The organism is Buchnera aphidicola (Mindarus keteleerifoliae) (genome assembly GCF_039392895.1).
Lineage (GTDB): Bacteria > Pseudomonadota > Gammaproteobacteria > Enterobacterales > Enterobacteriaceae > Buchnera_A > Buchnera_A aphidicola_A.
Window position 1 is genome coordinate 322,990 of sequence record NZ_CP135027.1, and the last position, 15,230, is coordinate 338,219.

General features: G+C 24.5%; 11 protein-coding genes. 2 read left to right on the forward strand and 9 right to left on the reverse strand.

Features of this window, described 5'->3' with window-relative positions; all coding sequences use genetic code 11:
- Positions 1–111: 111 nt before the first annotated feature.
- From asnS to RJT62_RS01490, 4 genes are all read right to left on the reverse strand, one after another.
- On the reverse strand, positions 112–1,509 hold the full coding sequence (gene asnS, locus RJT62_RS01475) for an asparagine--tRNA ligase (RefSeq protein ID WP_343153304.1): 1,398 nt from the start codon (positions 1,507–1,509) through the stop codon (positions 112–114).
- Between the two features lie 87 nt (positions 1,510–1,596).
- Positions 1,597–2,538 carry a rhodanese-related sulfurtransferase gene (locus RJT62_RS01480; protein WP_343153306.1) on the reverse strand — a complete coding sequence of 314 codons (942 nt, stop codon included), beginning with the start codon at positions 2,536–2,538 and terminating at the stop codon, positions 1,597–1,599.
- Between the two features lie 128 nt (positions 2,539–2,666).
- Entirely contained in the window at positions 2,667–5,522 is a 2,856-nt protein-coding gene (locus tag RJT62_RS01485) for a valine--tRNA ligase (RefSeq protein ID WP_343153308.1), read from the reverse strand.
- Between the two features lie 92 nt (positions 5,523–5,614).
- The gene (locus RJT62_RS01490) at positions 5,615–7,099 is read right to left on the reverse strand and encodes a leucyl aminopeptidase (RefSeq protein WP_428994289.1); all 1,485 of its coding nucleotides are present in this window, start codon (positions 7,097–7,099) and stop codon (positions 5,615–5,617) included.
- Positions 7,100–7,340: 241 nt separating this feature from the next.
- On the opposite strand from RJT62_RS01490, the gene argF reads away from it, so the two are divergent.
- A complete protein-coding gene (gene argF / locus RJT62_RS01495) occupies positions 7,341–8,363 on the forward strand; it encodes an ornithine carbamoyltransferase (RefSeq protein WP_343153312.1) in 1,023 nt (340 codons plus the stop codon).
- A 41-nt stretch (positions 8,364–8,404) separates the two neighbouring features.
- Positions 8,405–8,803, forward strand: a complete 399-nt coding sequence (locus tag RJT62_RS01500; RefSeq protein WP_343153314.1) for a Rid family detoxifying hydrolase — start codon at positions 8,405–8,407, stop codon at positions 8,801–8,803.
- 122 nt (positions 8,804–8,925) lie between these two features.
- Here RJT62_RS01500 and RJT62_RS01505 read toward each other — a convergent pair whose 3' ends face one another.
- The 5 genes from RJT62_RS01505 to rbfA form a co-directional block, all read right to left on the reverse strand.
- On the reverse strand, positions 8,926–10,728 hold the full coding sequence (locus tag RJT62_RS01505; RefSeq protein WP_343153317.1) for a DEAD/DEAH box helicase: 1,803 nt from the start codon (positions 10,726–10,728) through the stop codon (positions 8,926–8,928).
- 409 nt (positions 10,729–11,137) lie between these two features.
- Positions 11,138–13,258, reverse strand: a complete 2,121-nt coding sequence (pnp, locus tag RJT62_RS01510; protein ID WP_343153319.1) for a polyribonucleotide nucleotidyltransferase — start codon at positions 13,256–13,258, stop codon at positions 11,138–11,140.
- Positions 13,259–13,511: 253 nt separating this feature from the next.
- The gene (rpsO, locus tag RJT62_RS01515; RefSeq protein ID WP_343153320.1) at positions 13,512–13,781 is read right to left on the reverse strand and encodes a 30S ribosomal protein S15; all 270 of its coding nucleotides are present in this window, start codon (positions 13,779–13,781) and stop codon (positions 13,512–13,514) included.
- 91 nt (positions 13,782–13,872) lie between these two features.
- Positions 13,873–14,808 (reverse strand): tRNA pseudouridine(55) synthase TruB, encoded by a 936-nt coding sequence (gene truB / locus RJT62_RS01520; protein ID WP_343153322.1) that lies wholly within the window; start codon positions 14,806–14,808, stop codon positions 13,873–13,875.
- Between the two features lie 12 nt (positions 14,809–14,820).
- The gene (gene rbfA / locus RJT62_RS01525) at positions 14,821–15,195 is read right to left on the reverse strand and encodes a 30S ribosome-binding factor RbfA (RefSeq protein ID WP_343153324.1); all 375 of its coding nucleotides are present in this window, start codon (positions 15,193–15,195) and stop codon (positions 14,821–14,823) included.
- Positions 15,196–15,230 lie beyond the last annotated feature (35 nt).

The following is a 15,230-nucleotide window of genomic DNA, read 5'->3' on the forward strand; positions in this document are numbered from 1 at the left end:
TATAGAAACACCAAAAAAATCTTCTTGCTTCCTAATATTCTAGTACATGTACGTTTTTTAACTTATTTTAAAAAATTTAAAATAATTTAGTTATTAAATTAATTTGAAAAGTTAAAACTGACTATTTCGAATAGTTCTAGGAAAGGGTATTGCATCTTTAATATTACTTATTCCTGTAATATATTGCAATAATCGTTCAAAACCTAAACCAAATCCAGAATGTGGTACTGTTCCATATTTTCTTAAATCTCTATACCACCAATAATTTTTTTTATTTAATTTTAGCTCAAAAAAACGATCATCTAGAATTTCTATTCTTTCCTCTCTTTGAGATCCTCCTACAATTTCACCAATTCCTGGTACTAACATATCTATACTTGCAACAGTTTTATTATCTTTATTTAATCTCATATAAAAAGCTTTTATCTCCTTAGGAAAATTTTTAATTATTACAGGAGAATCAAAATATGTATCTACAATGTACTTTTCATGTTCTGAATTTAAATCTAATCCAAAAAAAACTGAGTTGGAAAATGATTTTTTGCTTTTTTTAAGAATTTGAATAATTTCAGAATATTCTACTTCAATTATTTTTTCGCTCAAAACTTTTTCTAATTTATTAATTATTTTCAAATTATATTTTTTTTCAAAAAACATTATTTCTGAAATACAAGAGTTTAAAACAACCTTAATTGAATGTTTAAAGATTTTTTTTACTAACTTAATGAGATCTGAAAGGTCAAAAAATGAAGCTTCAACTTCCAACATCCAAAATTCCGACAAATGACGTTTAGTATTAGAATTTTCAGCACGAAAAGTAGGACCGAATGTGTATACTTTTGACATAGAACATGCATATGTTTCTAATGTTAATTGTCCTGAAACAGTTAAAAAAGTTTCTTTTCCAAAAAAATCTTTAGAAAAATCAACTTCTCCTGATTTTTTTTTCGGAGTTTTACTAAAATCAAACGTAGAAACTTTAAACATATCTCCTGCTCCTTCTGCATTAATAGCAGTAATAATTGGGGTAGGAACCCAATAATATTTTTTGCTATTTAAAAAAGCGTGTAAAGATTGAAATAAACAATTTCTAATTCTACTTACTGATCCAATAAAATTGCTTCTTGAACGCAAATGAGATACAGATCTAAGATATTCATTAGTATGTTTTTTTAAAGATAAAGGATATTGATTAGGATTTTCAATCCATCCTATAACTTTTATATTAAGAGCAAATATTTCAACTTTTTGTTTTTTTCCAAAAGAATCCACTAATTTTCCGGTTACAATTATTGAACATCCAGTTGTTAACATTAAAATTTCATTTTCATAATTAAATAATTTTTTGTTTGCTATTATTTGTACAGGAGATAAATGTGAACCATCATACAAATGAATAAAACAAATACCTAATTTAGAACTTCTTTTACTTTTAACCCATCCTTTAATAGTAATAATACTATTAATTACTATTTTTTTTTGATGAATATCAATAACAGAAACTAACATTTTAACTATTTCCTATTAAAATAAACCAAACTTATTTTTATCTTTTTAAAAAATTAAATTCTAAAAATTATTCAGTTTAATAAAGAATTAAGCTTCTATTTTTCTTTTGCATTTTGAAGAACAGCAATTACTTAGTTTTTCTGAACACTTTTGACATTGAATCATAAGAATATGACAAGAATCATTATAACAATTTGTATATGAATCATTTGGAGTATTACAATTTTTACAATTTGATAAAATATCTTGAGTAACTTTTTCCTCCATTCTTGAATCAAAAACAAAATTTTTTCCTTTAAAATTTACAGATAAATTATTCAAAACTGCATCTTTAACATAACCTATAATACCATTTTTAATTTGATACACATTTTTAATTCCATTGAAAATTAACCAAGAAGCAACCTTTTCGCAACGAATTCCTCCCGTACAATAAAGAATGATATTTTTTTCTTTGAACTTACTTAAATAATTTAAAATTAATTTTATTTGTTGTCTAAAAGTACTTCCTGGAAATTTAACTGAATTTTTAAAATAACCAATTTTATGTTCATAATTATTTCTAACATCCACTAAAACAGAATTTTTTTCTTTCAACATTTTATTTACTTCTTTAGCATTTAAATATTTTTGGGAAAAATTCATAAAAAAATTTTTATTTGAAATACCATCAGCTACTATTTTTGTTTTAACTTTAACTACTAAAACCCAAAATGATTTTTTATTTTCCTCAAGACATTTATTGAGATATATACATTTAAAATTTTTATCTATTTTTTTTAAAAAATTTTTTACTGTATGAAAAAAATTATAAGGAACACTAATCTGAGCATTAATCCCTTCTTCAGCAATATAAACTCGTCCTAAAATTTTTAATTTATTAAAATTAATATAAATTAAATTCCTAAAATAAAATGGATCTTTTATAAAAAAATACTTGTAAAAAGAAAGAGTAATTCTTTTAACATTATCACTAAATATTTCTTTTTTTAATTTTTTTTTAGATTCAATGTTATGTAAAACATTCATAAAATGATCTTCCTTATCTCATTAACAACGTTAACTTAAAATATTCATTATAAAAAAAACTATTAAACATTTTTAATTAAATTGTAAAAAATAAAGAAATGCTACCTATTAATTTTGTGAAAAATTTATTAAATTTTTTTTATTAATTTTTGATAATTTAATAAATCTCTTTTTTCCATTTTTAAAAAAGAAAGCATCTCTTCATTTTTTTTTATAACAACTTTAGGAGCATTTAAAAGAAAATTATTGTTTTTAAGTTGCAACTGAACTTTTTTTATTTTTAATACTATTTTTTTTAATTTAACAGAAGTTTCTAAAAATTCTTTTTTTTTGTTAATTAAACCTAAAATTGGTACCATTATCTCTGTTTTATCAATATTTTTTTTAATACAAACAGGAATATTTTTATTTGAAGGTAAAATTTTGATGCTACGTAGACCTACAGAAAAAAGTATATATTTTTCATATTTTTCAATAATGTACTTAATAACATCACTAGGTTTGTAAAACATTACAGAAATTAAAATTTTATTAGATAATTTCATAGAAAGTCGAATTTTTCTAATTATAGAAATAATTTTTTTCATATTTATGACATACAAAATCGAATCATGATCAACTAATTTAAAGTTAAACTTAGGAAAATTTGATACCATAATACTAGTAGAATCTATTTCTAAAATATTTTTTATTTTTTTCCAAATACATTCAGTTATAAATGGAATAACAGGGTGAGAAAGTCTTAACAAAATTTCTAAAACTGTAATTAAAGTATATCGATTTCCTTCTTTTTCTTTTTTAGAACCATGTATCAAAGTTATTTTTGAAAATTCTATGTACCAATCACAAAATTGATTCCAAATAAAATTGTATAATATGTTGGCTGCAATATCAAAACGATACTTTTTTAAAGCTTGAGTAAATGATTTAATAGTATTATGTAATTCTGAAAAAATCCATTTATCTATTTCCGATAAAACATTATTTTTAATAGAATCATTTTGTGTATTTTTAATGTTTAAAAAAATGAATCTACTTGCATTCCATAATTTATTACAAAAATGTTTATAACCTTTTAGACGACTCATATCCCAATTAATTTCTCGATTTAAAGATGCTAATGCCGCGCAGGTAAATCGTAAAGCATCAGCTCCAAAACTTTTTATACCTAAGGGAAACTCTTTTTTTGTAAGTTTAGTTATTTTTTTAAATAAATTTGATTTGATTAAATTCTTTGTTCTTTTTATTAACAACTCATCAAATGAAATCCCATCGATCATATCTATCGGATCTATAATATTTCCTTTAGATTTAGACATTTTTTTCCCAGATTCATCTCTAATTAATCCTGTTATATAAACTTTTTTGAAAGGTACTTGAGGAACATTATTTTTGTCTTTAAGAATAAACATCGTCATCATAATCATTCTAGCAATCCAAAAAAAAATAATGTCGAAACCGCTAACTAAAATATTTGTTGGATGAAAATAAATTAATTCTTTTGATAATTTGGGCCAACCTAATGAAGAAAAACTCCATAAAGCTGAAGAAAACCAAGTATCTAAAACATCTTTTTCCTGAAATAAAAAAATTTTTTCTGAAAGACCATATTTTTTTCTTACATTTTTTTCATCATATCCAGCATAAATATTATTTTTTTTATCATACCAAATTGGAATTCTATGTCCCCACCATAATTGCCTAGAAATACACCAATCTTTAATGTTTTCCATCCAATAAAAATACAATTTTTTATACTTAGAAGGTAAAAATTGAATTTTTCCATTTTTAACAGCTTCTATTGCAACTTTTGATATCTTTTTTGTCTTTAAATACCATTGATTAGTTAAAATAGGTTCTATGATTGAATTACTTCTTTCACTTATAGGAACACTATGTTCATATTCTTTTACACATTTCAAAAAATTATTTTTCTTAATTTCTTGAATTATTTTTTTTCTAACTAAAGATTTTTCCAAATTTCTAAATTTTTTAGGTATATAATTACTATATGTATTGGACAATTTTCCTTTTATATCTTGTATTTCCAATAAATTAAGAACTTTACCTTCGAGTGTAAAAATATTAATTAAAGGTAAATTATGAGAAATAGCAATATCATAATCTTGAAAATCATGAGCTGGTGTAATTTTTACACATCCTGTTCCCTTTTTAATATCTATTCTTTTATCCGAAATTATAGGAATAGTTCTATTAATTAAAGGGACTGAAACTTTTTCACCAATATACTCTTTATAACGTTCATCCTCAGGATGAACAGCTATTGCTGTATCTCCTAATAATGTTTCAGGTCTTGTAGTAGCTACAACTAAATATTTTTTTTTTAATGAACATTTTCTTTCAGGAACGAAAAAATATTTTATATACCACATTTTCCCTATTTGAACCCTGTTATTAACCTCTAGATCTGAAACAACAGTTTTTAAATTAAAATCCCAATTAGATAAACATTTTTTTTTATAAATTAATTTTTTTTCATAAAGATAAATAAATACTTTTTTTACAGCAATCTTCATGTCTTGGTCTAAACTAAATCTTTCACTAGACCAATCTACTGAACAACCTAAACGTCGTATTTGATATGAAATTCGTTCATGTGATTTTTTTTTCCATTTCCAAATTTCATTAACAAACTTTTTTCTCCCTAATTCTCTACGAGTTTTTTTAAATTTTTTTATGCATATATTTCGTTCTACTATCGCTTGCGTTGCAATACCAGCATGATCAGTACCTACTTTCCATAAAGTATTTTTTCCTTTCATTCTATTGTATCGAACCAAAATATCCATGATAGTTTGTTGAAAAGCATGTCCCATATGCAAACTTCCCGTTATATTAGGAGGAGGCATAATAATGCAAAAATTTTTCTTATTTTTGTTGTTAGTTGGTTTAAAAAAATTACTTTTTTCCCAAAAAGAATATATTTCCTTTTCAATATCTTTAGGATTATATTGCTTGTTCATATAGATAAACCTTTAAATTTTATTCAAATTTCTGAAATATTCAAAATAATATTTTTAAAAATAAATATTAGTAATTGATTAATTCGTTGAGATTAATAATTATATCCAGATTTATTTAACAAAAATTGACATAATAAAGAAACTGGACGACCAGTTGAGCCTTTTTTACTATTCCATGCAGTTCCAGCAATATCTAAATGCGCCCACTTATATTTTTCAGTAAAAAAAGATAAAAACATACCAGCACTTATAGCCCCTGCTTGAAAACCCCCTGAACTAGAAAAATCTGCTATACTAGAATGTAATAATTTTTTATATTCTGCATATAAGGGAAGTTGCCATATTTTATCTTCTGTTAATTTTCCTGCATAAATTAAATCATTAGCCAAATTTTCATTATTAGACATTATTCCACTTGCAACATTCCCTAAAGCAACAACACAAGCACCTGTTAAAGTTGCAATATCTATGACAATATCAGGATTAAATTTTTCAACATAACTTAAAATATCACATAGAATTAATCTTCCTTCTGCATCTGTATTTAATATTTCAACAGTTTTTCCAGAAAATGTCTTAAGAATATCTCCTGGTCTGAAAGAGTTTCCTCCTGGCATGTTTTCACAACCAGCCATTATTCCAATTATGTTTAAAGGTAAATTTAGTTTAGCTATTGCTAAAATTGTTCCATACACTACTGCTGCTCCTGACATGTCGTACTTCATTTCATGCATATTTTTTGAAGGTTTAATTGAAATTCCTCCAGAATCAAAGGTTACTCCTTTACCTATTAAAACTATTAATTTTTCTTTTAATTTAATTTTTTTTCTATAACTTATTACTGACATATAAGAAAGATTTTTAGAACCTTTACCTACTGAAAAATAAGCATTCATTCCAAGTTTTTTAATTTGATTACCATCAAATATAGTAGTACTAATTGTAGATTTATATGTTTCTGCTAATAGTTTGGCTTTTTCTGTTAAATATAAAGGTGTACAAATATTAGGAGGTGTATTAGATAAATCTTTAGCAACATTTTTACCTTTTAAAATTGATAAAGAATGTTTTAATGCAATTTCCGCCTTTTTAACATAACGTTTATTAAAAATATAGAAAATAATTTTTTTAATTTTAAAAATATTCATTTGAATATTTTTAAATTTATTAAAATTGTAGATCCTATCTCCTATAATATCTACAGCTATTCTAATTTTCCAATACAAATTCATTTTCTTTACTAATAATTCTGTTAAAAACCAAGAAGAATTCTGTATCTTATTTAATTTTAAAAAATTAATTACATTTGAAATTATTTTAATAAATTCTTGTTTGCTTAATTCTATTTTTTTTCCACACCCAACTAATAAAATAGAATCAAAACCAATATTTGGAACATTATTTAGCAATGTTAATCTTCCTAACTTACATATAGATTTATTTTTTAAAAAAAAATTATTAATGTAATTACTAGTATATTTATCAACGAAACAAAATAATTCGGAAAATTTTTTTGTTTCTGAAATTCCAAAAATTTTACATGGAGAAGAAAAACATTTGTAACTTATATTATTTATTCTTAGTTTCATAAATTTCTTAGTTTTGAATATTTCGATTTTATTTAGTTAAATTATTTTTTATATCATTACAATAATTAATTTATTAGAATCATAAACATATTAAAAATAACAGTGGACGTAATTAAAATAAACTAATAACATTATAATATCAATTTAATCGTTTGAAAATTTATTCATAAAAATTTTTAATAATTAATAAATAATACTAATATTTATTTACTTTATCTATAGGAAAAAGATGTCTAATTTATATCAAAGAAACTGTACTAGATTATTGGATTTTTCCGATATTGAAATACAAAAAATAATTAACTTAGCTTCTGTATTAAAAAAGTTAAAAATAGAAAAAAAAGAAATTCCATATCTAAAAAATAAGAAAATTGCCTTGATTTTTGAAAAAGAATCTACAAGAACAAGATGTTCTTTTGAAGTAGCTGCATTTGATCAACAAGCAAATGTCACATATTTAGGACCAGGTTCAACACATTTAGGAAACAAAGAATCATTACAAGATTCTGCAGAATTTCTATCTTCTATATATGATGGCATTCAATATAGAGGACATGAACATAATAATGTCATTACTTTGTCAAAACATTCAAAGGTTCCAATTTGGAATGGATTAACCAACAAATTCCATCCAACTCAATTGTTAGCCGATCTATTAACTATGCAAGAAATAACAAACAACAAATCTTTAAAGAGAAAAAAACTTGTTTATATTGGCGATGCTAGTAATAATATTGCTAATACAATATTAGAAGCATCAGCAATAATGGGTTTAAACTTAACTATTATTGCTCCTAAAAAATATTGGCCAGAAAAAAAACTTTTTCTTGATTGTCAATCAATTGCAAAAAATAAAGATATCAAAATAGAATGTACAGATTCGATATCTGAAGGAATTAAAAATTCAGATTTTATTTACACTGATGTATGGATATCAATGGGAGAATCCAAAAAGACTTGGGAAGAAAAGATTGAAACTTTACTTCCTTATCAAGTTAATGAAAAATTGATTAAATTATGCAATAAAAAAAATGTGGAAGTTTTACATTGTTTACCTGCTTTTCATGATAATAAAACTATTATGGGAAATATTTTACTAAAAAAAATGGGACTGAAATATGGATTAGAAATTACTAAAAAAGTTTTTAATACATACAGAAAAACTATTTTTAAACAAGCTGAAAATAGAATTCATACTATTAAAGCTTTAATGATTACTACATTATTAAAAGAAAAATCATACAAAAACTAAAAAATTTGTATATATATTGATTTTAGAAATACGAGGAAAAAATGAAATTTAATCAAATAATTTCAGAAAATGCGCCAGAAGCACTAGGTCCCTATTCACAAGGTGTGTTATTTAACAATACTTTGTTTACATCTGGACAAATTCCTATTGATAGGAAATCAAATGAAATACCCAATTGTATATTTAAACAAACAACTGTTTGCCTACAAAATATTCAATTTATTTTAAATGAGTCTAAGTTTCACATAAATGAAATTATTAAAATAACTATTTTCACAACTAAATTAGAAAAACTAAATGTAATTAACGAAGCATATAAAAAATTTTTTGATTGTCATCAAAGTGTTTTACCAGCAAGAACATGCATAGGCGTATCCAAATTGCCTAAAAACGTAAATATTGAAATTGAGGCTATAGCTTTTAAAACAAAAAAAGAATAGAAAGAGGAAAGAATAATCCTCTTTCTTTTTCAAAAAAACATTTGAATGATGTCACTTATACAATAAATTTGAATGAAAAATAAATTATGTTAATGAACTATTCATTATTATATGAAACTAAATTAAACGGTTTTTTCTTTAGAAAAAAAAACTGAACCAACAGATTTTTTAAAACTTTTAAACTTTTTTTTTCGTTCTTTCAAAAATTTTAATTTCTTATTTTTTTCATAATTAAAAAATGTTTTTCCTATCGTTCTTTTTATATATAAATTATTTTTTTTAAATAAACGAATATTTATTAATTTATTTAATATTTTAGTATTAGAAAATCTATTTAATATTTCTTTAGATAGCTCTTTAGGTAATTCAATAATAGAATATTTTTCATATAACCTAATATTACCTATTTTTTTGTTACTAATATCTCCTTCATTTGCAATTGCTCCTACTATATGTCGAACTTCTACTCCATCTTCTCTACCAACATCAATGCGATATAAATCAGCGTTATTTATTTCTCTTCTTTCTCTATTAAACCTTCTTTTTTTAATATCTTCATATTTATTCTTTTTTCTAAAAGTTGAACGAATAAAGGTCTTTTTATAAACATCAGGTTCAACAATCAAAGGTCTTTCTCCTTGAGCCATTTTTAATAAAGCAGCCGCCAATGTTTCAAGATCAAAATTTTCTTCAGAAAATAATTTTGGCAATAAAGATCTATACTCTTTTAAATCTTTACTTTGTATTTGTTTTTCAATTTTTTTAGAAAATTTTTCAAGACGACGTTTGCTTAATAACTCTTGATTTGGAAGATTAACCTCTGGTATCCTTGATTTTACAACTCTTTCTATATTTCGAAGTAATCTACGTTCTCTATTTTCTACAAATAATAAAGCTCTTCCTGTCCTACCTGCTCTTCCTGTACGACCTATTCGATGAACATAAGACTCAGCATCCATAGGAATATCATAATTTATTACCAAACTAATTCGATCAACATCTAATCCTCGAGCTGCTACATCAGTTGCTATTAAGATGTCTAATCGGCCATTTTTTAATCTTTCTAAAGTTTGTTCCCTAACTGATTGATTCATATCTCCATTTAATGCTGCACTATTATAACCACTTCTTTCTAAAGCTTCTGAAACCTCTAAAGTAGCGTTTTTTGTACGAACAAAAATAATTGTTGCTGAAAAATCTTCTACCTCCAAAAAACGAATCAAAGCATCTGTTTTTTTTCCATAAACTATCCAATGACTCTGTGAAATATCAGGACGTGTCGTTATATTAGATTTTATTCGAATTTCTTTAGGATTATTCATAAACCTTTTTGAAATTCTTCTAATAATTTCAGGCATAGTAGCAGAAAATAAAGCTGTTTGATGATTTTTAGGAATTTCTGCCATAATATTTTCTACATCTTCTATAAAACCCATTCTTAACATCTCATCTGCTTCATCTAAAACTAATGCTTGTAAATGAGATAAGTTTAGTGTTCCTCTTTTTAAATGATCTAAGAGTCGACCTGGAGTTCCAACAACAATTTGAGGACCTTTTTTTAAAGCTCTTAATTGCAATTCGTATCTTTGTCCTCCGTATAGCGGTAAAACTTGAATTTCTCTAATATATTGAGCAAAATTAGAAAATGCTTCTGCAACTTGCACAGCTAACTCTCTTGTAGGAGCTAAAACTAAAATTTGAGGAAATCTCAATTTTTTATTTATATTATGCAATAAAGGTAAAGCAAAAGCTGCTGTTTTTCCACTTCCAGTTTGAGCCATGCCTAAAACATCTCGACCTGATAAAAGTAAAGGTATACATGTTAATTGTATTGGAGAAGGTTTTACGTATTCCATTTTATGTAAAGCTTGAATAATAAAAGGATTTAAACCAAAAGTAGAAAAATTTGTTTCTGTATGAGTCATGCAGTAGATTTGCCTCTTAAGTTGCAGGAGCCAGTCTACATAACTCATCATAAAAATAGTTAATTTTATTTATTCTCATTGAAAAGTATGAACTGGCTTAAATTATATGATTAATTAAAACAATAATAGAATAAATTTATTAAATCTTAAAATTTAATAAAAAAATTTATATACTATTTTACTTATATATATCGAAAAAAATAGAATTTTTATTCTAATTTTTTAAACAAAAAATATTTTTTTAAAAAATGTTTTTAAAATATTTTTTCTAAAAATTTCTTTCCTTTTTTAAAATAAAATAATTGTTAGTGTACCTTAATATAAAGCAAACAACAAAAATATAAATTAAATTTATAAACATTTATTATATAATAAATGTTTATTTAAAAAAATAAATTTTATTTTCAAATTAAATATTTAAATTGAATATTTCTTTTTTTGATAAAACTTTTTTTACTTCTTTAATACTTAATCGAATCCGACCTTGACGATCTACTTCTAGTACTTTTACCGGCATGGTTTGATCAATTTGAAGATGATCAGCAACTTTTTCAACACGTTTATCCGAAATTTGAGAAATATGCACTAATCCTTCTTTTCCAATACCAATAGAAACAAATGCTCCAAAATCAACAATTCTTGTTACTTTTCCTACATAAATTCTTCCTACTTTAATTTCTGCAGTTATTGCTTCAATACGACGAATTGCATTTTTAGCTTTTTCTTGAAGATTAGCAGAAATTTTAATCGTTCCATTATCTTCAATTTCAATAGTAGTTCCTGTTTCTTCAGTAAGCATTCGAATAACAGAACCTCCTTTTCCTATAACATCTTTAATTTTTTCTGGGTTTATTTTAATAGTATGAATTCTTGGAGCAAGTCTAGAAATTTCATTTCTTGCTGAAGATAAGGCTTCATTCATAACTTTAAGTATATGCAATCTGGCACTTTTAGCTTGATAAAGAGCAATTTTCATAATTTCACTAGTTATACCTTCTACTTTCATATCCATTTGTAAAGCAGTAATACCTTCTGAAGTTCCTGCTACTTTAAAATCCATATCTCCTAAATAATCTTCATCACCTAATATATCTGATAAAACTACGTATTTTTTCGAACCTTTAACCAAACCCATAGATATACCAGCAACTGCTGATTTTATCGGAACTCCTGCATCCATTAAAGCTAAAGAAGCAGCGCATACAGAAGCCATAGAAGATGACCCGTTAGATTCAGTAATTTCAGAAACAACTCTAACAGTATAAGGAAATTCTTCTATTTTAGGCATAACTGCTAATAAACTTCTTTTAGCTAATCTTCCATGACCAATTTCTCTTCTTTTCGGAGAACCAACCATTCCTATTTCTCCTACCGAATATGGTGGAAAATTATAATGAAATAAAAAATTTTCTGTTCTATCTCCTAAAAGCTCATCTAAATTTTGGGCATCTCTAGCAGTGCCTAAAGTAGTAGAAGCTAATGACTGAGTCTCTCCTCGAGTAAATAATGCTGATCCATGTGTTCTAGGTAATATTCCAGTTCGTATATCCAAAGCTCGAATCATATCCTGATCGCGACCATCTATACGTGGCTTTCCATTTAAAATTCTGTCCCTAACAATTTTTTTTTCAATAGATTGAAAAATACTTTCAACTTCATAATCATCTAAATTTGAATATTCATTAATCAGCTCTTCTACAATTTCAGCCTTAATAAAATTTAATTGTTCATACCTTTTTTGTTTATCTTTAATAAGGTAAGCATTTCGAATTTTAGATTCTGATAAAATTGAAATTTTAGAAGACAAAATTCTATTTATAGGAGGAATATAGAATTCAAAAGGTAATTTATTTACATCATTTTGTAATTTTAAAATATTTTTAATAACTATTTGTTGTTTTTCGTATCCTATAGATATAGCTTTTAACATTTTTTCTTCACTTAAAATTTTTGCTTCTGCTTCAACCATAAGTACAGCATTTTTAGTTGCTGAAACAATTAAATCTAATTTACTGTTTTTCATATCTTCCATATCAGGATTTAAAATATATTTTCCATCTATATATCCCATTCGAGCTGCACTCAAAGGTCCTTGAAATGGAATTCCTGACAAACTTAATGCTGCTGATGTTCCTATTATTGAAATAATATCCGGATTAATTTTTGGATTTACTGATACAACAGTGGCAATAACTTGTACTTCATGTAAAAATCCACTAACAAAAAGCGGTCTAACAGGTCGGTCTATTAATCTTGCTATTAGAATTTCATTTTCAGTTGGTCTTCCTTCCCTACGAAAAAAACCTCCAGGAATTTTTCCTGCTGCATATGTTCGTTCTTGATAATTAACTGTAAGAGGAAAAAATTTCTGACCAGTTTGAACTTTTTTTTGTACAACAACAGTTACAAAAACTGCTGTATCGTCCATACTTGCCATAACAGCTGCTGTAGCTTGACGAGCCATTACTCCTGTCTCTAAAGTTATAGTATGCTTTCCATACTGAAATTTACGTATAATAGGGTTTAACAAAATATTTTCCTTAAAAAATAATTAAATTATAATATATATAATTTTATCAGTTATAAAAAATTAAAAATAGCTATACATGACCATCACTAATTTTATATGATATATTATATCATCGAGTATAAACTATCTTGAATATATAAGATTCAATTATTTAAAAGAAAAAATTTTAAGTGCACATTTTAAAAAAGAGCTTTCAAAAGCTCTTTTGCATGTTCCATCAAAATAAAAAATCCATCTTTATAATTTAAGTATGCTATTTTCGTAAATTTAATCTCTCTATTAAATTAGAATATTTTAAAATACTTTTATGTTTTAAATAATCTAATAATTTTCTTCTTTTAGAAACCATTTTTAATAAACCTCTTCGACTACAATGATCTTTAACATGTACAGAAAAATGATTTTGAAGATAATTAATTTTATGAGTTAATAATGCTATTTGAACTTCTGAACTTCCGCAATTTCTATTAGTATTTCCATATTCTAAAACTAATTTTTCCTTATTAACTTTTTTTATAGACATACTTAGAATCCTTTTAATTTAATTAAAATTATTTGTTTAATAAATTCATTATAATTAATTTGAATTAAATATTCTTAACTTTCTCTAAATTTCAATTTTTTAAAGAATTATTAAATGATATTAAACGAATAGGGAATAAATTTCCAAATTTATCATTTTTTCCAACCCCTACAAAAATTTTATTTTCTCCTTCTGTAACTCTAACTAATCCAGAATAATTAATAAAAGAAAAAATTTTTCTTCCTAATTTAAACCAGTAAATATTTTTTGAAGAAAGATTTATTGTTGGAAAAGTAGATAAAGCACTATCCATAGGCATCAATAATTTATTCAACAAATAATTTGAAACAAATTTATTCTTATTTTTTTTATAAGTATATAAAGTATTTAAATCGACTAATTTTGACTTTGAAAAAAGACCTACTTGAAACCTTCGTAAATATGTAACATGTGCTCCACAACCAAGACGTTCTCCCAAATCATCTATTAAGGTTCTAATATACGTTCCTTTAGAACAGATAACCTCTAACTGTAATATTTTTTTATCATAAAAAACATATTTAAGATCATATATAAATATTTTTCTTTTTTTTCGATTTATTTCAATTCCTTTCCGAGCATATTTATATAATTCCAATCCCTTATGTTTTACTGCTGAATACATTGGAGGAATTTGATAAATTTCACCTACAAACTCTTTTAAAACATTTTTTATGCAACTAGAAGAAACGTTAACTGAACGAATAGAAATGATTTTTCCTGTAGAATCTAAAGTAGATGTTTTTTCTCCAAATTTAGCAATAACTTGATAATGTTTATTAGAATTTAACAAATACGTTGAAAATTTAGTTGCTTCTCCTATACAGATTGGCAACATTCCAGTTGCCAAAGGATCTAGTGATCCACTATGTCCTGCTTTTTTAGCTCCAAAAATTTTTTTTACTTTCTGAAGAACAAAATTCGAAGAATAACCTTTTGGTTTATCTAATAACAAAATACCATTTTTCTTTAACTTAAAAAAAGACATTTTCTACCTTTTTTATTTTTTATTAATTCTTTTTTTTATAATGTTATTAATTACTTTGTCTATTTTTAATCCTTTTTTTAACGAATCATCATAAATAAAAAAAAGTGACGGTATTTTTCTTAAATATATATGTTTAACTAATATTTTTTGAATATATTTTGATGCAGATTGCAAAATCTTAATATTTCTTTTAATATCAATAGTTGAATTTAATTCTAAAAAACTTATAAATACTTTTGCATTACTCAAATCTTTAGAAACTTTTACTTGAGAAATTGTAAATATTTTATTAATTCTAACATCATCAATATGAAACCGAAGAATCAATGCTATTTTTTTAATTAATTCTTTTTCTACTCTGTCTAATCTTATAGATTGAAAAAGCATGACGAATATTCTCTTAATTAATTTTATATATTACT

Excerpts from the sequence above, each read along its gene's own strand:
- asnS (WP_343153304.1), bottom strand. The coding sequence starts at position 1,509 with ATGTTAGTTTCTGTTATTGATATTCATCAAAAAAAAATAGTAATTAAT.
- RJT62_RS01505 (WP_343153317.1), bottom strand. The coding sequence starts at position 10,728 with ATGACTCATACAGAAACAAATTTTTCTACTTTTGGTTTAAATCCTTTT.
- truB (WP_343153322.1), bottom strand. The coding sequence starts at position 14,808 with ATGTCTTTTTTTAAGTTAAAGAAAAATGGTATTTTGTTATTAGATAAA.
- rbfA (WP_343153324.1), bottom strand. The coding sequence starts at position 15,195 with ATGCTTTTTCAATCTATAAGATTAGACAGAGTAGAAAAAGAATTAATT.
- RJT62_RS01480 (WP_343153306.1), bottom strand. The coding sequence starts at position 2,538 with ATGAATGTTTTACATAACATTGAATCTAAAAAAAAATTAAAAAAAGAA.
- RJT62_RS01485 (WP_343153308.1), bottom strand. The coding sequence starts at position 5,522 with ATGAACAAGCAATATAATCCTAAAGATATTGAAAAGGAAATATATTCT.
- argF (WP_343153312.1), top strand. The coding sequence starts at position 7,341 with ATGTCTAATTTATATCAAAGAAACTGTACTAGATTATTGGATTTTTCC.
- RJT62_RS01500 (WP_343153314.1), top strand. The coding sequence starts at position 8,405 with ATGAAATTTAATCAAATAATTTCAGAAAATGCGCCAGAAGCACTAGGT.
- rpsO (WP_343153320.1), bottom strand. The coding sequence starts at position 13,781 with ATGTCTATAAAAAAAGTTAATAAGGAAAAATTAGTTTTAGAATATGGA.